We start from the raw sequence: 22,157 nt of genomic DNA on the forward strand, positions 1-22,157 counted from the left end.
CCTCGCCCACGACAGCACCGACGACGTGGCCCTCCTCGCCCTGCGCCTGCCGCCCGGACCGTGAACACGCGGCCGGCCCCCGCCCTCGGGTGAGGTCAGTCGTAGGTGACGTCGGACGCCTTGTACCGGCAGTACGTTCCGTCCGGGCCGCTGCCGAGCTCCTTGGGCTCCTTGCCGGTGTTGTTGCCCTGGAAGCGGGTGCAGATCTTCAGCTTCCGCTTGGCGTCACCGTGCACGCGCACCTTGCTGAGGGTGGCCGTGTCCCCGTAGTTCTGGTTGATGCCCACGACCGACTTGCCGGGTGCGGTGATGTCCACGTCGCTGATGACGACGGTGCGCTTGTACTGCTTGCCGCAGTTGCCGCAGGTGCGGACCAGCTTGCCGAAGTCCGAGACCTGGAAGCCGGTCACGGTCAGCGTGCCGGCGCCGTTGAACTGGAAGACCTTGTCCGACGCCTTCCTGGCACCGCCGCCCGTCACCGTGTAGGTGGCCGAGGCCGAGGTTCCCTTGAACGTGGCGGCGTCCTCGCCGACGTCCTCCCACCAGACGTTCTGCAGTGTGCAGCTGCCCGCACAGTGCACACCGTCGGCGGCCGGTGAGCCCAGGATGACGTTCTTCAGGACGGCGCCGTCCTTGAGCTTGAACATCGGGTCCTGGCCCTCGTTCTGGCCGTCCCCGCCGAGCGCGCCGCTGCCGTAGAACCGCTGCAGCTTGCCGTCGTACGTCCCCGAGACCTCGATGGTGCTGGTCACGGGCTTGTCCTGCTTGTCCTGCTTGGCCGACGGCCAGGCCGTGGCGGCGCCCGCCGGGGCCAGCATCCCGCTGCCGACGACCGCGGCGGCGGTCACGGCGAACCCCGCGACACCGCCGATCAGCGCCCGCCGGCCGGTCAGCTTGCGGCGGTGCCTGGCGCGCCGTTCCTGTTGCGTACTCAACTCACGCGGTCCTTTCGTTGTGGCGTCCTACGCCGTTCAGTGGCAGCCGCCCGGCGAAAGGTTGCCGGTGGGATGAGCTTTTTCGGCGGTGCTTCCCGCGGGCGTTCCCCACCGGGTGCCCGGCCGGGAGGGAAAGCTCAGCCGATGGGGCCGAGACGGGTGGCGAGGAGGGCGATGTCGTCGTCCGCGGAGGCGGGAACCAGGTGGGTGAGCAGGCTGTCGCACAGCCCGCTCAGGGACGGGAACGGCTGGGAGAGGAGATGGGTCAGTTCGGCGAGACGGTCGTCGATGTCACAGCCGCGGGCTTCGACGAGGCCGTCGGTGAACAGGACGAGGACGCTGCCGGGAGCGAGGGTGAACTCGGTGGTGGTGAAGGGGATCGAACCCACTCCCAGCGGCGCTCCGGGGGGTGTGTCGAGGAGCCGGGCGGTGCCGTCGGGGGCCACGGCCACCGGAGGCGGGTGGCCCGCGCGGGTGGCGTGGCAGTGACCGGTCGCCGGGTCGACGACGATGTAGAGGAAGGTGGCCAGCATCGGCTCGATGAGTTCGTCGAGAGCCGCCTCCAACTGGTGCAGCAGGTCGTCGGGGGCGAGGTCGAGCCGGGCGAGCGCCCTGACGCTCGCCGAGAGCCGGCCCATCACCGCCGCCGCGGCGATGCCGTGGCCCATCACGTCGCCGATGGCGAGCGCGGCCTTGCCTCCGCCGAGAGCGATGACGTCGTACCAGTCGCCGCCCACCTCGTTGACGTCGCTGGCGGGCAGGTACCGGTGGGCGACCTCGATCCCGGGCGGCGGGGTGATGTGCTGCGGCAGCATGCTGCGCTGGAGCACGACCGCGGTCTCGTGCTCCCGGAGGTACAGGCGCGCGTTGTCGATGCTCACGGCCGCGCGGGCGGCGAGCTCGCCGGCCAGGGTGACGTCGTCCGCGCCGAAGGGCGCGGCGGGGCGGGCCCGGTAGAAGGACGCGACACCGAGCACCACGTCCCGTGCCACGAGCGGGACCATCATGAACGAATGCACGCCCATGGCGAGCAGTTGTGCGGGCTTCGTGGAATGACGGGCGGCGGGAGCGATGGCCGCTTCGTCCATGCGGGCCACCAGGAAGGGCTGCCGGGCGGCCAGTGCCTGGGTGTAGGGGGCGGCGGCGGGAAAGGAGAGGGTCCTGCCGAGCGGGGCCAGGACGTGTGCCACGGCGGACCCGGTCAGCGGGGCCTTGCCCAGGCGCCGCAGCGCGACGCCCCCGGCCAGCCCCACACCGGTCTCCTCGCCGCGGGCCAGGGTGTCCAGGACGTCCACGGTGACGGCGTCGGCCAGGTGGGGGACGGCCAGATCGGCCAGTTCCTGGGCCGTGCGCTCCAGTTCCAGGCTGGCGCCGATACGGACACTGGCCTCGCTGAGCAGCGCCAGCCTGCGCCGCCCGGCCTCCGCCTCCGTGTGGGCCCGCTGCTGCTCGGTGATGTCGACCAGCGAGGCGATCACACCGATCGCCCGGCCGCCCGGATCCTCCACGCGCACGTAGGAGCACGACCACACCCGGTCGTGGTCGGGGTCGGCGGGCGTACGGCCGGTGCGGCGCCGGTCCAGGACCGGCTCGCCGGTCGCCAGGACCTGCCGCATGGCCTCCTCCATCTCGCCCGCGTTCACCTCGGGCAGCAGTTCGGCCAGGCGCCGGCCCACATGGGCGGCCTCGGACAGTCCGTTCATCGCCTCCAGCGCCGGGTTGACCTGGAGGAACCGCAGTTGTGTGTCGAGGATGGCGATACCGACCGGCGAGCGGACGAACAGCCCGTCCCACACCGCCGACGCCCCACGGATCCGGCGCGCCGCGTGGGCGTCGGCCGCGAAGACCAGCACCGCGGAGGCGTCCTGCCGCCGGCCGGACACCGGACACGCCCAGATCTCCAGTTCCAGCGGGTGCCCGTCGTGGTGCCAGGCGGTCACCGTGCCCATCACCCCGCGGCCCGTGGCGGCGGTCTCCCACAAGGACCGGCCCAGACTCCGGTCCGCTCCCGGGTGGAGGAGGTCGGCGATGTGCCTGCCCACCACTTGCGGTGGTTCGTAACCGAGCAGTTCCTGCGCCACGTGGTTCCAGCGCACGATCGTCCCGTCCGCGCCGGTCGCCACCTGTGCCACCGGCAGGGCCCCCAGCCATCCCCCGGCGCTCTGGGCGGCTCCGCTGATCAGTTCCTCGATCGGCAGTTGGTCACTCATCCGGCGGCCGTCCTCCCCCGGCCGGTGCCGCCCGGTGCGGCTCGCCCCGGCCGGTGCCCGCCGCCGTCGGGCCGTACGCCGTACGACCGCGCTGCCTCCACACGTTCCATGGTCACCCCTCCGGCCGGTGAACGCCGCTCGGACGGTCGCGCCGGCCCGCGCGGTGACCTGGCCGCCCCGCCCCTTGATCCGCCGGACCGGACGCGGACGTGGCCGGGCAGCCACCGCACCGGAGCGGGGCCGCCCCGCCGATCGGCGCGGGCCGGGTCAGTGGTAGGCGTGGACGACGGCGTGCCCCTTGCCGCGGCCGATCATCCACTTGTTGACCGGGGTGGTGATCAGGAAGGCGACGGCGAAGCCGCCCAGGAGCGCCGACCAGAACAGCCCGTCCGACAGGTGGGCGTCCATCGCGCCCGGTGTCAGGGCGATGATGCCGTTGTCGACCAGTTCCATCACCGCGATGGAGACGGTGTCGGCCGTGAGCGCGACCTTGATCGCCGCCTTGAGGGTCAGGCCGGCGCGCCTGACCGCGAAGAGGGTGAAGGAGTAACCGAAGACGAAGGCCAGCGTGATCGCGAGGACCATGGTCTGCACGTTGCCCCAGAGCAGGGCGGTGCCGATGACCATGCCCAGGATCTCGCCGATGGCGCACCCGGTGAGGCAGTGCAGGGTCGCCTTCGCCGCGGTCCCCCAGGACGCTCCGCCCCGGGCGTGGTTCCCGTGTCCGGTGTGCGCGGCGTGCTCGTGGGGGCCGTGGATCATCTCGCGCGCGGTCTGTTCGTGATCCGCGCCGGTGTGGTGAGTGCTGTGGTCCATGACGAGTCATCCCCATTCGGTCTCAGTGTGCCCCCGTCGAGGGGTCCCACAACAGGAACAATATACCCCCTGGGGGTATGCCGCCAAGACGGTGCGTCCGAGAGGTGACGACAATCGCCGACGAGGTCGGGACACGAGGAGAGGGGGGCGGGACGCGGAGAAGCGCCATTCTCCCGGAGCGACAGGAGAGCTACCCTAAAAAATGACATATCGGGCATTAGCGAGGGGATCGGTTCGATGGAAACAGGGACCCTCCTGGCGATCATCATCCCCGTTGTGGTGGTACTCGCTCTCGTCGCCGTGGCAGTCACTCTCCTCCAGCGCCGCCGGCGCCTGCGTGAGCGTTTCGGCCCCGAGTACGAACGGACGGTGGAGGACACCGGAGGGAGACTCGCGGCCGAGCGCGAGCTCAGCGCACGCGAGAAGCGCCATGACTCGCTGGACATCAAGCCGCTGTCCAGCGACGCGCGGGACCGCTACAGCCGGGACTGGGCAAGTGTGCAGGGAGAGTTCGTGGACCGCCCGGAGGACGCCGTACAGGACGCGGACCTCCTGGTGACCTCCCTCATGCGGGAACGCGGCTATCCGACCGAGGGGCTGAGCCAGCGGCTCAAGGACCTGTCCGTCGAGCACGGCCGCACGCTGGAGCACTACCGGGCCGCACACGAGGTCAACCGGCTGAGCACGGAACACGAGGCAACCACCGAGCAGTTGCGCGGTGCCATGGTGCACTACCGGGCGCTGTTCGACGAGTTGCTCTCCGATGGGGGCCAGGCCCGTCACACCCCGGCCTGACCTCAAGGCGTACGGAGGAGCGATGCAGAGCGAGCACACACCAGAACCGACCGAGAGCGGTCTTTCCACCGAGGACCTCGCCCAGCCGCGCGACCCGGGCACGAGCGAAGGGTTCGGGGAACGGTCCGAACCCCCGGCGTTTCCCGGTGAGGCCACGGGAGCCGGAAACACCACGGACCCGGAGGAGGACACCACCGGGTTCCTGACCCCGGAACGGACCCCAGAGGACGGGACGAGCCCGGCGGACACCACGTCCGAGGACACCGCCCCCGGAGCTTCCGACAGCGGAGAGACCACCCCCGGGACCCCGGCCTCCGGGGCGGCCGCTTCTCAGGACACCGGCCCCGGGGAGGGCGAGGCCCCGCAGCTTCTCAGGACGGAGGACGCGGAGAGCTTCCGCACCCGCTGGCAGGACATCCAGAACCAGTTCGTCGACGATCCGCGCGAGGCCGTGCACAGCGCCGACGCCCTCGTCGCCGATGTCATGCAGCGACTGGCCTCGACGTTCGCGGATCACAAGAGGGAACTGGAAGGACAGTGGAACCAGGGCGAGGAGGCGAACACCGAGGACCTGCGCATGGCGCTGCGCCAGTACCGGTCGTTCTTCAACCGCCTGCTCACCACCTGACCCGGCGGCGGGGAGGCGAGGACGCCGGGCCGGCAGCCGGGCGCCCGCCCGCCACGAACCACTCGGGTCCCGGCGCGGACCGGGCCCCCGGCGCGGTGCGCCGGGGGCCCGGTCCGGGGTGCGGTGTCACCGGCCGACCGTGCCACCGCCTCCGTAGGAGCGACGGGCGGCGTCGGCGGCCTTGTCGGTCTGGGTGTCGTACTTGTCCCCGGTCCGCTCGTCGACCAGGCGTTCGGCGCTCTCGACACCCTTGTCCGCCTGGTCCGGGTGGCCCTTCGCCATCTCCTTGGCCTTGTTCGCCATGTCGCCCAGCTTGCCCATGAGAACCTCCTGCGATGGTGCGGGGTGCGTCGTACTCCGGCGCTGGTACCCCGCGCTCCCGTCCCGAATCGGACCCGACCGGCTCGGACCGGACCGGACCGGACCGGATCGCTGTCGCCGGTACCCGGCCCGCGTCCGGACGGCGGGCCGCCTGCCGCGACGGGGCGGCGAGCCGCGGTACCGGTGGATCAGCGCGCCAGGGCGGTGTCCAGCCACCGCAGAACGTCGGGGGTCGCCGGGTCGGTGATGTCGGCGAACCCGTCGTGCTTGCGCAGGCACTTCGCCACGTACGGGCAGACCGGCACGAGGCGCTTCCCGGAGTCCCAGACGTCGCTCAACGCCTGCTGGACGAGCACGGATGCCAGGCCGCGTCCGGCGAACTCCCCGCCGATCTCGGTGTGGTGGAAGACACGCCGGTCCTCCTGGTCGCGGTAGGCGGCGAAGCCCGCGGTCACGCCGTCGACCAGGATCTCGTAGCGGTGCCCGGCGTCGACTCGTCGGACCGTCACAGCGGCAGCGGGCTGCGTCATGGTGGGCCTCTCGGTTGCGGCGTCGGCGCGGGCGCGGTGCGGGCGCGGGGCGGGGGTGCCCGCCGGGAGGGCTGGCAGGGCAGGACGACGCCGTCCTGGCCGCCGGCCTTCCGGGCGCGTTCGCCCGTCCGGCTGTTCGATCATGATCGCGCCGCCGACGTCGGTCGACCTCCGCAGCCGGACCTCATGGGCGAGAGGTGTAGTGGCGCCTGGCCCAGATGGGCAGCAACAACCACAGGGAGACGAGCCAGGCGGTGACGGCCGTGGTCAGCCACAGGGCGAGGGTGTCGTCCAGGGCCACCCTGAGCAGGAGGAGCAGGGTCAGGGCGAGGGTGGCGGCGAGCATGATGACGCCGATCTTGGCCATACGGGAGGCCAGGACGACGGTCTGCGGCTTGATGTGGCGGCCGGCGACCATGCGGTGCAGCGCCACCGGCCCGATCAGCGTGCCGACCGTGGCGGCACCGAGTGCGACAGCGGCGACGTAGATCGCCCGGTCGGTGCCGCCGAGGTCGGTGAACACCGGCTGGAAGACGGCGATGAGCAGGGCACCGAAGAGGATCTGCACACCGGTCTGCGCCACACGCAGCTCCTGCAGGAGTTCCACCCACATCCGGTCCGCGCGCTCCTCGGCGCTCTCGTCACGCCCCTGCCTGGAGGCGGACCCGGCACCCGGGCGACCGGATCGTTCGGCGTCTTCAGCCACGGCACTTCCCTCCGCCGACCGGCCCCCACCTGCCTCCATCATCACACCCCGCGGGGCGGGAGGCCGGGGCTCGCGCACCCCCAGGACCGACCCGGCCGGTCACCCTGGCGGCCAGCGACCCCCTAGCGATACGATACGTCTCGTCTTGATAGCTCCCTCGATCCCCACAGGAGAGACATCATGGAACGCTTCGTCGACGCCGCGCCCGGTGTACGCCTCTGGGTGGAGGACCGTGGTGCCACCGACGCGCCCCCGCTGCTGCTCATCATGGGCGCGCAGGCACCCGGCCTCGGCTGGCCGGACGAACTCGTGGACATGCTCGCCACCCGTCACCGCGTCATCCGCTACGACCACCGCGACACCGGCCGGTCCACCTGGGCGTTCGACGAACGGCCCTACCCCCTCACCCGACTCGCGGAAGACGCCCTCGCGGTGCTGGACGGCCTCGGTGTCACACGCGCCCATCTGGTGGGCATGTCGCTCGGTGGCATGCTGGCGCAACTCCTCGTCGCCGACCGCCCCGACCGGGTGCTCAGCGCCACTCTGATCGGTACCGTCGCACTCAGTACGGTCCCGTACGTCCGGCCCGACGGGACCCCGGTCCCGGCCGGGGAACTCCCCGGCATCGACCCGCGCCTGCTGGAGATGTGGTCCCGCCCCGTGACGGACCGCGGCCTGGACGCGGAGCTGGAACGGAGGGTCGGGCACTGGCGGATCCTGGGCGGCGATCGGCTGCCCTTCGACGCCGAGGACGCCCGCGCCCGGGAACGGCGGATCGTCGAGCACACCGGGCACTACGCCACCAGCACGGCGCACGCCCGCGCCGACGCCTCCGGCATGGACCGCACCGAGCGGCTCGCCCGGACCGAGGTGCCCACCCTCGTCGTCAACGCCCCCGCCGAACCGGTCCACCCACCGCCGCACGCCCACCACCTCGCCCAGGCGATCCGGGGCGCACGCGTCGTCGACATCCCCGGCATGGGGCACGCCCTCCCCCGGCAGGTGCACATACCGCTCGCCACCGCGATCCTGGACCACACCGGCGAGCGCTGACGCCACTGGCTCCGGGAGCGGAACACCTCCGGTGACCGGGCGGACCGGCGGAGGAGGAACGGCCGGGGGCAGCGGACGCCGCAACCACGCGAAACCACGTACGGTCGCTCGCGGCACCGGACGGGGAAGCGCACGACGACCTCGTCGCGCGGCGGGCCGGCCGCCGTCCGACCGGTGTGCCCCATTGTTCTCGCGCGACCCGGCTCACCCGCGGGTGCCCCGGCACGGTGGGGAGCGGTGCGCCTCGGCCGTGCCCCGACCGGCTCTGCGGTCCGATCAGCACACCGGGGATCCGCGCCGGCCCAAGTACGGGTGCGCGAGGACCGGCCAGCGGGGCACAAGACGCCTGTACGCGCCAACGTGCCGATGGGGGCCGAGGCGGAAGGGTGCTGTGATGAGCGTGAGCGATGCGGAGCGGGACGCCGGTGGGCGGCGGATGCTGGGCGGGCTGCTGGCCGCCAGCCATCTGATGCCACTGGAGCTGCTGCCGGGCAAGACGGCCGAGCACGCGCGGGCGGCGGGCTTCTCCGAGGTGCGGATCTACCTGGGGGACCTGCAGCGCAGGGTGCTGCGGTTGCTCACCGGGCTCGGGCCCGACGCGGGCGGCGGAGCGGACGGCGAGGACGGCGAGCTGGCGATGGAGACGTCGCTGGCCGGGCGGGCGTACCAGTTGGGGCGGATCCTGCCCGGCGCGCCGGCGGAGCCGGGGCCGGGACGTCCGGCGGGGGCGGAGGGCAGGCAGTGGTGGGTGCCGCTGCTGCACGGCGCCGAGCGCCTGGGCGTACTGCGCGTCACCACGGCCCTGGAGGACGCGCGGGCCGAGGAGGACATGAGCCACCTGGCCTCCCTGGTGGCGCTCATCGTCCACAGCAAGCAGACCAGCAGTGACTCCTTCGCCCGCCTGACGCGCAGCGCGCCGATGAACATCGCGGCCGAGATGCAGTGGCACCTGATGCCACCGCGCTCGTACGCCGACGGGCGGGTGGTGATCTCGGCGTCGATGGAACCCGCCTACCAGGTCAGCGGGGACGCCTTCGACTACTCCACCGCCGGTGACGTGGTGCACTTGGCGATCTTCGACGCGATGGGCCACGACACGGCGGCCGGGCTGAGCGCCAACCTGGCCATGGCCACCTGCCGCAACTCCCGCCGGCAGGGGGCCGGCCTGGTGGAGATCACCGAGCGGATCGAGGCAGCCCTCGTCGAGCAGTACGGCCACGGCCGCTACGTCACCGGCATCCAGGCGGACCTGGACGCTTCCACCGGTGTGCTGTCCTGGGTCAACCGCGGCCACCACCCGCCGATCCTGATCCGCGGCGACGGCGGCCCCACCCACCTCTCCTGCCGCCCCGCCCACCCCATGGGCACCGGCCTGGGACTGAAAGTCACCGTGTGCCGCGAACAGCTGGCGCCCGGGGACCGGATCGTGCTCTACACCGACGGCATCACCGAGGCCCGCACGAGCGGCGGCACCGAGTTCGGCCTGGAACGCTTCACCGACTTCATCCTGCGCCAGCACGCGGACGGCCTGCCCGTCCCGGAGACCCTGCGCCGCCTGACCCGCGCCGTCCTGGACCACCACGACGGACGCCTCCAGGACGACGCCACCATCCTGCTGTGCGAGTGGCTCGGCCCCCGCGCCGAACCGACGGCCCAGGCAGCGGGCCTCGTCGGCATTCCCGGCCCGCAGACGCCCCAGCACTCCCCGCCGTGAGGAAAGGCGTCCCCGAGCCCCCGAGCGGGGGCCCGGTCCTCGCGTCCGCGGTGGCGTACGGGCGTTCCGGCGGACTCCGGCCGGCGCGCTGGGGCGGTGAGCCGCCGCCGGGCCGCTTGCCCGCGCGCCGCACGGCCGGCGGCACCCGTCGTGACCGCGAGCGTCCCGGGTCGGCCCGTCCCGGGCCGCCGCGCCCGGCCCCCGCCCGTCCGCGTGGTGCGTCCGTCCGCGTGGTCCGCTCGGCGCCTCGGGCGGGCGCCGGGCGCCGGCAGCGCGCTCAGTCGCCCCCGGGGAGGTAGTACGTCTGCCGGAGGAAGGCGGCCATGTCCGCGAGTGCCTGGGTGTAGCCGGCCCGGTATCGCGCGTCGGTGTCGGTGCGCCGGCCTTCGGCCTCCGCCCAGCGGTCCAGGTGCAGGGCGATGTGCAGATGGTTGCGGTACAGAGCGCCGTCCTCGCCGCCGAGTGCGGCTCGCGCCCGGGCCTCGTCCCAGTCGTCGAGGGCACCGGTGTCGAAGTCCAGCAGTTCCTCGTCGGAGAGGTGCACGGTCCTCCTCCTCGGTCAGCCCCGAGCCCGCCGGACCGGCCGATGGCCGGTGGCGGTCTCCACTCGCCGGCCCCGGCCGCCGGGGCCGGCCTTGGACCCGGTGGATTCCCGGGTACCCCTCGGCGGCGGGGCCCAGCGCGGGAGGCGCCGGGCCGGTGCTCGTGGCCGGGGGTCCCGGCCGGCACTCACGCGCCCGGGCGCGCCTGTCCGGCGGGCCCCGGCCGTGAGCACTCCCGTCCGGTCGCGGTGGTGCGAGGAGGGACGGAGTGGCACCGGCACCCACCGGCGGCGCGCCGGCGGGTGCCGCGCCCCGGCCCCGTTTCTCGTACCGCCCTCCCCCGCCGGCGGCCGTCCTCAGCCGGTGATGTCGATCCTGCCGTCGTCCGAGGCCCGGCCGGCGGGCGCCGCCGCTTCCGCGCCCTTCCCGGTGATGCCTCGCAGCATCGACGTCAGGTCGACCCCGGTGGCGGCGTTGAGCAGTTCGATGCCCTGCGTCACATTGTTGGCGACCGTGCGCGGCAGCTGGCCGGCGCCGTCGGTGGAGATGACGGTCAGCTTGTCGATCGCGCTCAGCGGCTCCGCGGCCTTGCCGACGACCTGGGGCAGGATCTCGACCAGCATCTGGAGTACCGCGGCGTCGCCGTACTGGGCGAAGGCGTCGGCCTTCTTCCGCATGGCCTCGGCCTCGGCTCCGCCCTTCGCGGCGATGGCGGCAGCCTCCGCCTCGCCCTCGATGCGCACGGCGTCGGCGAGCGCCGCCCGGTGGGCCTTCTCACCCTCACCCGTCAGCCGGGCGCGCTGGGCCTCGGCCTCGGCCTCCTTGACCTGAGCGATACGGCGGGCCTCGGCCTCCTGTTCGGCCTGGTAACGGGCGGCGTCGGCGGGCTTGCGGACCTTGGTGTCCAGCTCACGGTCGGTCAGCGCGGCCTGCCGTTCGGCGACCTTCTCCTGCTGGCTGAGGATCTCCTGCTGGCGGTCGGCCTCGGCGAGCGGCCCGGCGGCCGCGGCCTTCGCGGCGGCCTCGTCGGTCTCGGCCTTGATCTCGGCCTGCTTGAGCGCGAACGTCCGCTGGGCGATCGCGATCTCCTCCTCCGCCTTCAGCCGTGCCTGCTCCGACGCCCGGCGGGCGACGGCCTCGGCGATGTCGGCCTCCTGCTTCGCACGGGCGGCCTCGGGGCGGCCCAGGTCCTCCAGGTAGGAGCCCTCGGTGGTGATGTCCTGGATCTGGAAGGCGTCCAGCACCAGGCCCTGCCCGGACAGGCTGGCCTCGGCCTCCTCGGCCACCTGGCCGGCGAAGGCGGCCCGGTCACGGATGATGTCCTCCACGGACATCCGGCCGACGATGGACCGCAGCGCGCCCGACAGCACCTCCTGGGTGAAGCCGACGATGCCGTCCTGCTGCATCAGGAACCGCTGGGCGGCGGCGCGGATGGAGTCCTCGGTGCCGCCGACCTTGACGATCGCGACGCCCTCCAGGTTCGCCTTCACCCCGCGCAGGGTCACCGCGCCGCGCACGGCGACGGGGATGTGCCGGGAGGACAGGTCGAGGGTGAACTTCTGCTGGACGAAGGGGACGACGAAGACGCCACCACCGACGACGACCTTCTGGCCACTGTTGTCGGTGAAGACCCTGCCCGTCTCCGGATCGGTGGACTTCTTGCCGCGACGGCCGGTGATGATGAACGCCTCGCTGGGACCGGCGACCTTGTAGCGGGTGATGACGACGAGGGCGAGCAGCACCATCAGAACGACGATGCCCACCACAGCGGTGAGTACAGGGCTCATACAGATATTCCTTCGTTGGTATGCGTGGGCATGGAGGGGTGCGGCTTGGACGGGTGTGACGGGTGTGGAGAGGGGTGCGCGGCCGGGGTCACCGTGTGACGGGCCTGACCGAAACGGAGGTGGAGGACAGCACCGCGTCGACCCAGACCTCGGTACCGCGGGCGACGGGTGTGGCGCTCTTCGCGGCGTACTTGACCGGCTGTCCGCCGAGGTGGAGCAGCACTTCGCCGTAGCCGGTCGCGGGGATCGCGGTGACGACCGAGCCGGCGGTGCCCATGAGGTCGTCACCGCGTGGTGCCCGATCGGTCCGGGCGCGCATGAGGGCACCGCTGAACCGCCAGGTCAGCCAGGCCGCCCCGGTACCGGCGAGGGCGCCGGCGCCGGTCGCGGTGGCGGCTCCGAGCCCGGTGGCGCCGAGCGTGAGCGCCCCGCCGAAGCCGAGCATCGACACGAACCCCGCGATCACGGGCAGGGACAGCAGGCCGTCCAGCCCGCCGCCGAAGCCGTCGAACACTCCGTCGAGCAACCCGTCGAAGAGCAGCGCCAGGACCAGCAACGCGAGTCCTGCGAAACCGAGACCGAGAAACCATCCCATGGGGCATCCTTCACCGTTGGTGGACATTGGGCGGGGCACCGCTCGCACGGCTCAGGCCCTCCGACCGCCGACGGTTCGCCGGGAGGAGCGGCTGGCACCGCCGGCTCGTGACGGGACGGCGGCGAGGTCGTCGGCGTCCGGACGCGGGTGACGGGCACGTCGGTGCCGGTGTGACGGCGGCGAGCAGGGGACACCCGGGGCGGTCGGGGCGAACGCCGCCTCACGCCGGGGGCAGCCGGCCGGCGGCAGGAGCGGCCGGTGGACCGCCGGGGCGAAACCCCGCCCGGGCCGGGCCGCGACCGGGTTCTCCCGCCGGCCGGGAGTCCCGGAGGGAACGGGGCACGCACGGCCGTCGGCCGGCAGCACCCCACCGGCGAGGAGGGGGGACGCGGCGGCCAGTGCCGTCCGCGCCGCCAGGCCCGACAGGAGCACCGCGCTGAGCAGCGCGGCTCCGAAAACAGCAACGAGTGCCATGGGACCCCCCGGATCGGCGAAGACATGTGTCCTCTGTCGCCGACCAGGCTTCCCGGCACTCCGCTGTCGACCTTACACGTTCACTACGTGCTTTTGACAGGTCCTTGGCGAGGGCACCGTACCGTCCGCACTCGGTGCGGGACGACCGGGGTCGTCGACGGCGGTCCGCGCGCCGCTCGGCCGTCCGGCGCCCCGTGGCCGCCGGGCGGTACGGACGCCGGCACCGGGTCAGCGGGGGCGCCGGGACGGATGCCGCGGCTGCCGTGTGCCGTCCGCGGCGCGGGCGGCTTGTCCGCTCAGCGGATACCCGACTTCGCGTAACGGTCCGATTTCGTTCGCTGGGACTTTCGAATATTACTGATGGTTATGTGATCTGCGTCACTAAAGAATCCGTAAAGGTCGTGGTAGAACTACGCAACTTCGCAGGTGGCACCACCCCTCGCCACACTGTGGAGCAGCCGGCACGCACCGGCAGTACGACCAGGGTGATCACGTTCCGAGTCCGCGGATACGGCACCCAGGGTCGCCGATCGGACAACGGCGTTCGCTCAAAGACCGCACACCAACCGGTGCACCCCTCCCGTGCCCCGGCCCTGCGCATCGAGGTAGCCACAGTGTCACTCGACTCCATCACCCAGTCCGTCGACGAAGCCGTCAGCGGATTCTTCGAGCCCATAGCCACCTGGCTCGGAGAAGTCGTCTTCTACGCCGTGCCCGTCGGGGGTACGGACCTGCCCCTCATCGTCGCCTGGCTCGTCATCGCCGGCCTGGTCTTCACCGGCTGGTTCGGGTTCGTGCAGGTCCGCAAGTTCCGTCTCGCCATCGACGTGGTGCGCGGGAAGTACGACGAGAAGGGGTCGGCCGGCGAGGTCAACCACTTCCAGGCGTTGACCGCCGCCGTCTCCGGCACGGTCGGTCTCGGCAACATCGCCGGCGTGGCGGTCGCCGTCTCCATCGGCGGCCCCGGCGCCACCTTCTGGATGATCCTGTGCGGCCTGCTCGGCATGGCCACCAAGTTCGTCGAGGTCACGCTCGGTGTGAAGTACCGCGAGGTGCACGCCGACGGCACCGTCTCCGGCGGCCCGATGCACTACCTGCCCAAGGGCCTGGCCGACCGATTCGGCAAGAACGGCAAGACCCTCGGCAAGGTCCTCGCGGTCCTCGCCTCCTTCTTCGTCCTGTTCTTCGGCCTCTTCGGCGGCAACCTCTTCCAGGTCAACCAGTCCTACGCCCAGCTCGTCTCCGTCACCGGCGGCGAGGGCGGCCTGATGGGCTCCTCCGCCGGCGCGCTCTTCTTCGGCATCCTGATCGCCGCGCTGGTCGGCATCGTCCTGCTGGGCGGCATCCGCTCCATCGCCAACGTGACCAGCAAGCTCGTGCCCGCCATGGCCGGCATCTACATCGCGGCCTGCCTGGTCGTCATCCTGGTGAACGTCACCGCCGTGCCCGCCGCCCTGGTCTCGATCGTCGAGGGTGCCTTCAACCCGCAGGGTGTGGCCGGTGGTGTGCTCGGCGCCCTGATCATCGGCTTCAAGCGGGCCGCGTTCTCCAACGAGGCCGGTCTCGGCTCCGCCCCCATCGCGCACTCCGCGGTCAAGACCAAGCACCCCGCCAGCGAGGGCTTGGTCGCGCTGCTGGAGCCGTTCATCGACACCGTCGTCATCTGCACGATGACCGCGCTGACCATCGTCGTCGCCAACCCCGCCAGCTGGGCCCAGGCCCGCAAGGACGACTCCATCGGCGGCGTCACCATCACCTCCGACGCCTTCGCGACCGTCCTGCCCTGGTTCCCGTACATCCTCACCGTCGCGGTGATGCTGTTCGCCATCTCCACGGTGCTGACCTGGGGCTACTACTGCATGAAGGCCTGGACGCACCTCTTCGGCCGCAGCCAGGCCAGCGAGCTGACCTTCAAGATCTGCTACACGCTGTTCGCGGTCGCGGGTTCCCTGCTCACGCTGCAGACGCTGATCGACATGGCCGACGCGGTGCTCTTCATGCTCGCCGTCATCAACATCATCGGCCTGTACCTCCTCGCCCCGGTCGTCAAGCGCGAACTGAACTCCTTCCTGGAGTTCGTCCGCGCCCGCAAGGCCGGCGAACTCGACGAGTCCGGTGAGGCCGAAGAAGACCCGGAGCCGGTGAGGACCACCGTCTGACCGCCCCCGCGGCCCGGCTCCCGGAGGAGGGCCCGCGCACACCTCGCGCCTGGGTGTGCACGGGCCCGCCGCCATGCCCGCCAGACCCCGTTTCCGCAGGTGAAATGGGGTCTGGCGGGCCGCGCGGCAGGCGGTTAGGGTGTGAACAACGCGTCAACGCCCCACCTTCGTGGGCAACGGCGCGCGGTGTGCCGGGAAGTCTGGTCGGCGTCCTTGGGGCCGTATGCCCTCATGTCGACGCCCCGGAGGTTTCCCCGATGTCCGCCGCGCCCCGCGAACGCTCCCCCTTCCTCGGCCTGCTCCCGCTGCCGGAGCGCAACGCCGTCGTCCAGGCCCTCCGGACGGAGACCGTCGGCGGGCTGGTGCTCCTCGTCGCCGCCGTCGTGGCACTGGTGTGGGCGAACACCCCTTGGAGCGGGGTCTACGAACAGATACGCGACTTCCACTTCGGCATTCCGGCCCTCGGTCTGGACCTCTCGGTGGAGCACTGGACAGCCGACGGGCTCCTGGCCGTCTTCTTCCTGGTCGCCGGCATCGAGCTGAAACGCGAACTGGTCGTCGGAGAGCTGCGCACCCCCGCCACCGCGGCACTTCCGGTCATCGCCGCGGTGTGCGGCATGATCGTGCCCGCCGCCCTGTACGCCGCCACCGCCGCGGCCGGCGGCGGGAGCCTGGAGGGCTGGGCGGTCCCCATGGCCACCGACATCGCCTTCGCGCTCGCCGTTCTGGCCGTGCTCAGCACCCACCTGCCCGCCGCGCTGCGAGCCTTCCTGCTCACCCTCGCCGTCGTGGACGACCTGGGCGCGATCCTCATCATCGCCGTCTTCTTCACCAGCGACCTGAATCTCGCGGCGCTCGGCGGGGCCTTCGCGGGCCTGATCGTCTTCTACGTGCTCCAGCGCTGCCGCGTCCGCGGCTGGTGGTGGTACGTCCCGCTCGGCGTCGTCACCTGGGCGCTGATGTACAACGGCGGCGTCCACGCCACCGTCGCCGGCGTCGCCATGGGCCTGATCCTGCGCACGACCCGCGACAAGGGCGAGACCGCCTCGCCCGCCGAGCGCACCTCCCATCTGCTCCACCCCGTCTCCGCGGGTGTCGTGGTGCCCCTGTTCGCACTCTTCGCCGCCGGCGTCGGCATCTCGGGCGCCGCCCTGGCGGAGGTCTTCACCCGGCCCGAACCGCTCGGGGTCGTGGTGGGACTGGTCATCGGCAAGACCCTCGGCATCTTCGTCGGCACCTATCTCGCCGCCCGGTTCACCCGGGCCCAGCTCAATCCCGAACTCGCCTGGGCGGACGTCCTCGCCATGGCGGTACTGGCCGGGATCGGCTTCACCGTCGCCCTGCTGATCGGCGAACTCGCCTTCCCCGACCCGGCCGCCGTCGAGCACGTCAAGGCCGCTGTCCTGACCGGCTCCCTCATCGCCGCCGCTCTCGCCGCCCTCCTCATCAGACGGCGCAACGGCGTCTACCGGCGCCTGTACGAGGAGGAGAACCGCGACGACGACCACGACGGCATCCCGGACATCTATCAGCGAGCAGACGCGGGCGAGCGCTGACGAAGCGCCCGGACGTCACGTCGGCGGAGGACGGGATCCCGCTCGCCGGCGGGACGTCGGCCCCCGGCCGCGGTGCGCGGCCACCGGGCCATGGCCGGCCCCGTGTGTCAGCGCCGCTCAGCCCGCCCGCCCGCGCGGCTTCAGCGCCACCGGCGGGAGTTCGGGGGCAGGCAGCCGGCTCCCGTCGTAGCCACGCACTTCGCCGAAGCGGTCGCCGCTCATCCAGTCCTCGCGGGCCTGGCGGATCTCCTCGTGGGACCGCCCGATGAAGTTCCACCACATGACGATTCGTTCCTCGAACGGCGGCCCGCCCAGCAGCACCGTTCGAGCGGCGGTGTCCGTCTCGTTCGTCAGCGTCAGTACGGCGCTGCCCGGCCCGAGGTGGCCGAGCTCCGTCGGGCGCAGCAGCGTTCCGGCCATGCGGACCTCCCCCTGGTCGACGAGCAGGCCGTGCTCGAACCCGGCGTCGACCTCCAGTGTGGTGGTCGAGCGGGGCGGGAGGACGAGTTCGGCGCCGACGAGGGGGGTGAGGGTCCGCACGGGAGAGGTGTCACCGGCGAGGGACCCGAGGAACACCCTGATGTCGGCTCCGGCCACCCGGACCGGACTCGGGGCGTAGTGCTGGAAGGCGGGGCCGGTGTGCCGGTGTTCGCCGGGGAGCGCCAGCCAGAGCTGGACGCCGTGCAGGACGGTCGTGCCGGGGGTGGAGACCTCGGAGTGGCTGATGCCGTGGCCGCCCGTCATGAGGTTCAGCTCCCCGGGGCGGACGAGGGCGTGGGTGCCGAGGCTGTCGCGGTGCTCGATCTCTCCGCTGAACAGCCAGCTCACGGTCTGCAGACCGGTGTGCGGATGGGGGGCGACGTCCATCCCACCGGTGCCGGCGACATCGTCGGGGCCGTAGTGGTCGACGAAGCACCAGGCCCCGATCAGCGTCCTGGTCCGCTGCGGCAGCGTGCGCCGTACCGTCATCGCCCTCGGGCCGCCCAGCGGGACGTCCCGCGCGGTGAGCAGGTCGACCGCCGGCGCCTGTCCGGCGGTCCCGGCGGCCCCGGCGGTCCCGTGGGGCGGTTCGGCGGGTTCCCTCTCGGCGTCGCTCATCGCACGCTCCCCCCTCCAGGAGTCGTTCCACACACAGTCATTTCATTTTCAACAACTGTGGCCGATGATACGCCGCCCCGGACATGCCGCGAGGCCGGCGGCGGGTCATGCCCTGCGGCCTGGCCCACCGGGCGCCGGAGCGCCGTGCTGACGGTGCGCGCCACCGGCTGACGGTGCGGCAGCCGGTCCGGGCGGCGGGCGCGGGCCGGACGGGCGAGTGGGTTCCCCGCAGGCGTCGTGGAGGACAGGCGGCCGGGCGGCGGGTTCAGGCCGCCGCCGCGGCCGTCTGGGCGTCCAGTGCCGCGAGCAGCCAGTCGTGCGCGGAACCCGGGGTGGGCTCCGTCCGGCCACCGGGTGGGGTGATCACCTCGGCCACCAGCTCCCAGTACCGGTCGATCCGCGGGTCGGCCGCGAGCTGCCTCGCCAGCAGGCGGCGGAAGTCCGGGGTGTCCCGCGCGCCGTACGCGCTGGCGTACGCGGCCACGAAGCCGTCCAGCGCCTCACCCGGGTGCGGGGGCCGGTCCTGGCGCAGTTGTGCGCCCGCCAGCTCGTACGCCTCGGCCAGGCCCGCGTACAGGACGGCCGCGCCGCGCGCCCCCGTGGCCCTGTGCGCCTCGGGCTGTGGCTGCTCGTCGCCCGGGCACGGGCGGAGCACCAGGTCGTTCAGCCGCGCGAAGGCGAGGACCTGGGCCGGGCCCGGGTCGTCGGGCGGCGGCGGGACCGCCGCCTCCAGGAAGGCGGCGGTCGCCCGGGCCGGCATCCGGGACGGCAGCCAGCCGCGCCAGAACCGCGCCAGCGGGGCCGTGCTCGGCGGTGCGGTGACCGCGCCGACCAGGCGCAGCCGGTCGGCACGCTCCCCGGGCGGGCACTCCTGTACCAGCCGCAGCGCCGCCTCCCGCCAGCGCAGGGCCGTGAGCCGGGAGCCGAGTTCACGGAGCTGCCCGGCGACGACGTCCTCCAGCACGCCGCCCGCCCCGTCCTCCGCGTCCAGGACGCGGCGCACCGCGGGGAGCGGCAGGTCGAGGGCGCGCAGGGAACGGATCAGGCGCAGCCGGTCGAGCGCGTCCCGGCCGTACCGGCGGTGCCCGCCGGCGCTGCGGGACGCCTCCGGCAGCAGGCCGTTGTCGGAGTAGAACCGGACGGTCTTCACGGTGACTCCGGCGCGCTCGGCGAGCTCGCCGATGCCGCAGAGACCGTCGTGCGACGTGGACACTTGAACCTCCCTCAGGGGGAGTTCCTACGGTACCGGCGAGCGCGGCCCGGTGATCCGGCCGGGCCGCGGGCGACGACGTACTGAGGAGAGGCCATGACCGTATTCATCCTGGTTCCCGGCGTGTTCACCGGCGCGCATGTCTGGGAGGAGACGGCCGCCCGACTGGCCGCGGCGGGGGCCGACGTGCACGCGGTGGCGCTGACCGGACTCGGCGGGCCCCCCGGTGAGGCGGGAGGCGGTATCGACCTGGAGACACACATCGCGGACGTGCTCGCGGTGATCGACTCGGTGGGCACGACGGCCGGCCGGGAGATCGTGCTGGTCGGTCACGACTACGGCATCCACCCGGTGCTGGGCGCCGCCGACCGGCGGGCGGAGCGCATCGCCCGGATCGTCCACCTGGACGCCGGCATACCGCAGGACGGCGTCCCGGCCCTGGCCGCGGTCCCCGACCGGTCGCTGCGCGAGCGACTGGTCGCGCGCGCCGAGCCGGGCGGATCGGGCGGATCGGGTGAGCCGGGCCGGCCGGGCGGATGGCCAGGGGCGGGCGGCGCGGCCCGGGCCGGGGAGTTGCCGCCCCCGGCCCATGACGAGTGGCCGCGCTGGGGCAGCACCGCCGGCGTTCCCGGCGCGGCGCTGGACCGGCTCACCGCGCTCGCCGCGCCGCAGCCGCTCGGCACGCTGCTCCAGCCACTGCGGCTGACCGGCGCGGTGGCCGACGTTCCCACGACCGGGGTGCTGTGCACCGGCAACGGCACGAGCATCGGCATGGTCCAGCTACTGGTGGATGCCGGCGACCCCGCTCTCCAGAGGCTGACCGGCCCCGGGGTGACCTTCTTCGAACTCCCCACCGGGCACTGGCCGATGCTGTCCTGCCCCGCCGAGCTGGCGGACGTGCTGCTGCGGGCCGCGTCCGGCGAGGGGCACCGGCTGCGGCCGGCCGACGCCGCCGAACCGCCCGCGCACCTGCGGCCGTTCCTCCTGGACGTGCCCGAACTGCCCCGCGAGCGGACCGGGAACATCGACCTGTACCTGCCCGGCGCCGAGGGCCCGCGGCCGGCCGTGGTGTTCGTGCACGGCGGTCCCGTGCCCGCCGGGGCCCGGCCGACCCCGCGGGACTGGCCGACCCTGATGGGGTACGCCCGGTACGCGGCCGGGCAGGGAGTGGTGGGCGTGACCCTCGACCACCGGCTGCACGACGTGGCCGACTACGAGCGCGCGGCGGCGGACGTGGCCGCCGCGGTGGACCGGGTCCGGGCCGATCCCCGGGTGGACGCGGACCGGGTCGCGCTGTGGTTCTTCTCGGGCGGCGGTCCGATCACGGCGGACTGGCTGGCGACGCCCCCGGCGTGGCTGCGCTGCCTGGCGGCCGACTACCCGATCCTGGCGCCGCTGCCCAACTGGGGTCTGGCCGACAGCCGTTTCCACCCGGCACGAGCGGTGGCGGGCGCGGGTGACCTGCCCATCGTCCTGATCAGGGTGGGACGCGAACTGCCCGAGATCGCCGCCACCGTCCAGGAGTTCCTTTCCGCGGCCGAGGACCACGGCGCGGCGGTGGAGGTGGTCGATGTGCCGCACGGCCGCCACGGTTTCGAGACCCTGGACCTCACCGACGAGTCCCGGGGGGCCGTGCGCCGCGCGATGCGCTCGGTCCTGGCTCACCTGACGGGCTGAGCCGGGCCGCCGCCCTCCCCTGCCTCCGGGCCGCATCCCGCCGCAGGGCCGGCGGGGTCCGGCCCGGTCGGGGAGCGAAGTGCCGGGCCTCGACGCGCCGCCGGACCGGGCACCCCGCGCCCACGCCTCGCTGCCCGCTCCGGGGGCTCCGGGACGCGCGCCGGACGCACCGGGCCGACCAGCGACCTCAGCATGCCGATGCCCGCCACGACGGCGGCGAGGTGCAGCACCGCGGCGACCGCGAGGTTCTCCGGCGGGGTCGCGTCGCTCGGGCGGGTCAGCGCGACGAACAGCGTGAGTGGCAGCTTCCAGCCGCTCCACGCGAAGAGAGAACCCGACCCGAGCCAGCCGAGCGCCAGCAGCCACTGGCGGGGCAGCCGGGTGGGACGTGCCCGGGCGAGCGCCCGGACGGCGGCGGAGCCGGCCAGCGCCCAGCACGCGCCCAGGCCGGTGAGCAGGTGCCCCTCGATGTGCCGCTCGGCCGGACGCGCGATTCCCCAGGTGCCGCCGACCGCCCAGTACAGCCAGACCAGGCCGACCACGGCCGCGACGGGAGCGGCCCACGGCACCCGGCCGTCGCCTCACCGGCTCGCCCGGTGAACACTTCCGGCCAGCGCCGCCGCAGGTGGGCGGGGAGCGCCAGGGCGAGGCCGAGCCCCGTTCCGACGAAGCTGACCTGGATCAGGGTGCCTTCCCAGCCGGGCAGGGCGGGGGTGTCGTCCCCCGAGGCCCCGGCCGCGTCGCCGCGCACGGCACCCAGCAGCGTACTGAGCACGGCGTACGGGAGGATCGACACCAGGAAGCCCGACCCGGTCCAGGCACAGAACGCCACCAGAGGGCCCGGAATCCGATTCCCCCAGGGCCGTACCAGCGCGAGCGCCAGGGCGACACCGACCCCCGCCATGCCGACGGTCACCGCGTTGAAGAGCAGCCAGCCGCCCCGGCTGAACCCCTCTCCCACCGGCACCATCCCCAGGGCAGTGCCGATGACCAACACCACCTTGATGATCAGGTACGGCGACAGCGCCAGTGCCGCCGCGTGTCCGGCGTACCGGCCGACCTGGTCCCAGCGTTCCATCCGGGTGCTCCCTCCGTCAGCGGGAGCTCCAGCCTCGGGCGTCCGCCCGCCCGCACACGTCCACCGCCGGGAGCGTCCGCCTCCGCCGGCCGGCGGAGGCGCTTCTCCGCATCCGGGACGACTCAGCGGCGCCCACCACCGGTGGCCCGGGCCCCCCGGGACGGCGAACGGGCCGATGGCCTGCGCCCGCGCGCCCGCACCGGGCCGGGCGGCGGGGCCGGGCGGGTGCCGGGCCGGCCGGCGCGGCGCGGTGCGGCCGGTGCGGTGCGGCCG

19 protein-coding genes are annotated in these 22,157 nt (G+C 73.2%); 7 read left to right on the forward strand and 12 right to left on the reverse strand.

Annotated features, from left to right (window positions below; genetic code table 11):
- Positions 1-95: 95 nt before the first annotated feature.
- The 3 genes from AB0H53_RS10940 to AB0H53_RS10950 form a co-directional block, all read right to left on the reverse strand.
- Positions 96-935, reverse strand: a complete 840-nt coding sequence (locus AB0H53_RS10940; protein ID WP_362109847.1) for a pectate lyase — start codon at positions 933-935, stop codon at positions 96-98.
- A 137-nt stretch (positions 936-1,072) separates the two neighbouring features.
- Positions 1,073-3,145 carry a SpoIIE family protein phosphatase gene (locus AB0H53_RS10945; RefSeq protein WP_362109849.1) on the reverse strand — a complete coding sequence of 691 codons (2,073 nt, stop codon included), beginning with the start codon at positions 3,143-3,145 and terminating at the stop codon, positions 1,073-1,075.
- Between the two features lie 267 nt (positions 3,146-3,412).
- Entirely contained in the window at positions 3,413-3,961 is a 549-nt protein-coding gene (locus tag AB0H53_RS10950) for a DUF4396 domain-containing protein (protein ID WP_362109851.1), read from the reverse strand.
- A 237-nt stretch (positions 3,962-4,198) separates the two neighbouring features.
- Between AB0H53_RS10950 and AB0H53_RS10955 the strand changes: the two genes are divergently transcribed.
- Together AB0H53_RS10955 and AB0H53_RS10960 are read left to right on the forward strand one after the other, a co-directional pair.
- The gene (locus tag AB0H53_RS10955; RefSeq protein WP_362109853.1) at positions 4,199-4,756 is read left to right on the forward strand and encodes a hypothetical protein; all 558 of its coding nucleotides are present in this window, start codon (positions 4,199-4,201) and stop codon (positions 4,754-4,756) included.
- Positions 4,757-4,778: 22 nt separating this feature from the next.
- Positions 4,779-5,384, forward strand: coding sequence for a hypothetical protein (locus tag AB0H53_RS10960; protein ID WP_362109855.1), 606 nt, complete (start codon positions 4,779-4,781; stop codon positions 5,382-5,384).
- 126 nt (positions 5,385-5,510) lie between these two features.
- Here the strand turns inward: AB0H53_RS10960 and AB0H53_RS10965 are convergent, their stop codons facing one another.
- The 3 genes from AB0H53_RS10965 to AB0H53_RS10975 all read right to left on the reverse strand — a co-directional run bounded on the left by AB0H53_RS10965 (position 5,511) and on the right by AB0H53_RS10975 (position 6,941).
- Complete coding sequence (locus tag AB0H53_RS10965) at positions 5,511-5,705, reverse strand: antitoxin (RefSeq protein ID WP_362109857.1); 195 nt, start codon at positions 5,703-5,705, stop codon at positions 5,511-5,513.
- A 188-nt stretch (positions 5,706-5,893) separates the two neighbouring features.
- Positions 5,894-6,235: a GNAT family N-acetyltransferase gene (locus tag AB0H53_RS10970; RefSeq protein WP_362109859.1), complete on the reverse strand. Its 342-nt coding sequence runs from the start codon at positions 6,233-6,235 to the stop codon at positions 5,894-5,896.
- Between the two features lie 184 nt (positions 6,236-6,419).
- Positions 6,420-6,941, reverse strand: a complete 522-nt coding sequence (locus tag AB0H53_RS10975) for a DUF6328 family protein (protein WP_362109861.1) — start codon at positions 6,939-6,941, stop codon at positions 6,420-6,422.
- Between the two features lie 180 nt (positions 6,942-7,121).
- Here AB0H53_RS10975 and AB0H53_RS10980 point away from each other — a divergent pair, with 180 nt between their 5' ends.
- Positions 7,122-7,994, forward strand: coding sequence for an alpha/beta hydrolase (locus AB0H53_RS10980; RefSeq protein WP_362109863.1), 873 nt, complete (start codon positions 7,122-7,124; stop codon positions 7,992-7,994).
- A gap of 394 nt (positions 7,995-8,388) precedes the next feature.
- Positions 8,389-9,708, forward strand: a complete 1,320-nt coding sequence (locus AB0H53_RS10985; protein ID WP_362109865.1) for a PP2C family protein-serine/threonine phosphatase — start codon at positions 8,389-8,391, stop codon at positions 9,706-9,708.
- A 277-nt stretch (positions 9,709-9,985) separates the two neighbouring features.
- Here AB0H53_RS10985 and AB0H53_RS10990 read toward each other — a convergent pair whose 3' ends face one another.
- From AB0H53_RS10990 to AB0H53_RS11000, 3 genes are all read right to left on the reverse strand, one after another.
- Complete coding sequence (locus tag AB0H53_RS10990) at positions 9,986-10,252, reverse strand: hypothetical protein (protein ID WP_362109867.1); 267 nt, start codon at positions 10,250-10,252, stop codon at positions 9,986-9,988.
- A 354-nt stretch (positions 10,253-10,606) separates the two neighbouring features.
- A complete protein-coding gene (locus tag AB0H53_RS10995; protein ID WP_362109869.1) occupies positions 10,607-12,037 on the reverse strand; it encodes an SPFH domain-containing protein in 1,431 nt (476 codons plus the stop codon).
- A gap of 88 nt (positions 12,038-12,125) precedes the next feature.
- Positions 12,126-12,632: a hypothetical protein gene (locus AB0H53_RS11000; protein WP_362109871.1), complete on the reverse strand. Its 507-nt coding sequence runs from the start codon at positions 12,630-12,632 to the stop codon at positions 12,126-12,128.
- Positions 12,633-13,720: 1,088 nt separating this feature from the next.
- Between AB0H53_RS11000 and AB0H53_RS11005 the strand changes: the two genes are divergently transcribed.
- Together AB0H53_RS11005 and nhaA are read left to right on the forward strand one after the other, a co-directional pair.
- Positions 13,721-15,265, forward strand: a complete 1,545-nt coding sequence (locus AB0H53_RS11005; protein WP_362109873.1) for an alanine/glycine:cation symporter family protein — start codon at positions 13,721-13,723, stop codon at positions 15,263-15,265.
- A 257-nt stretch (positions 15,266-15,522) separates the two neighbouring features.
- On the forward strand, positions 15,523-16,821 hold the full coding sequence (gene nhaA, locus AB0H53_RS11010) for a Na+/H+ antiporter NhaA (protein WP_362109875.1): 1,299 nt from the start codon (positions 15,523-15,525) through the stop codon (positions 16,819-16,821).
- 117 nt (positions 16,822-16,938) lie between these two features.
- Here the strand turns inward: nhaA and AB0H53_RS11015 are convergent, their stop codons facing one another.
- Both AB0H53_RS11015 and AB0H53_RS11020 read right to left on the reverse strand, forming a co-directional pair.
- Positions 16,939-17,790: a pirin family protein gene (locus AB0H53_RS11015; RefSeq protein ID WP_362110185.1), complete on the reverse strand. Its 852-nt coding sequence runs from the start codon at positions 17,788-17,790 to the stop codon at positions 16,939-16,941.
- A gap of 394 nt (positions 17,791-18,184) precedes the next feature.
- Positions 18,185-19,132 (reverse strand): MerR family transcriptional regulator, encoded by a 948-nt coding sequence (locus AB0H53_RS11020; protein ID WP_362109877.1) that lies wholly within the window; start codon positions 19,130-19,132, stop codon positions 18,185-18,187.
- 93 nt (positions 19,133-19,225) lie between these two features.
- Here AB0H53_RS11020 and AB0H53_RS11025 point away from each other — a divergent pair, with 93 nt between their 5' ends.
- The gene (locus AB0H53_RS11025) at positions 19,226-20,806 is read left to right on the forward strand and encodes an alpha/beta hydrolase (RefSeq protein ID WP_362109879.1); all 1,581 of its coding nucleotides are present in this window, start codon (positions 19,226-19,228) and stop codon (positions 20,804-20,806) included.
- Here the strand turns inward: AB0H53_RS11025 and AB0H53_RS11030 are convergent.
- Entirely contained in the window at positions 20,791-21,375 is a 585-nt protein-coding gene (locus tag AB0H53_RS11030) for a hypothetical protein (RefSeq protein ID WP_362109881.1), read from the reverse strand. The genes AB0H53_RS11025 and AB0H53_RS11030 overlap by 16 nt on opposite strands.
- Positions 21,376-22,157 lie beyond the last annotated feature (782 nt).

This window comes from Streptomyces sp. NPDC050856, assembly GCF_040653855.1.
Lineage (GTDB): Bacteria > Actinomycetota > Actinomycetes > Streptomycetales > Streptomycetaceae > Streptomyces.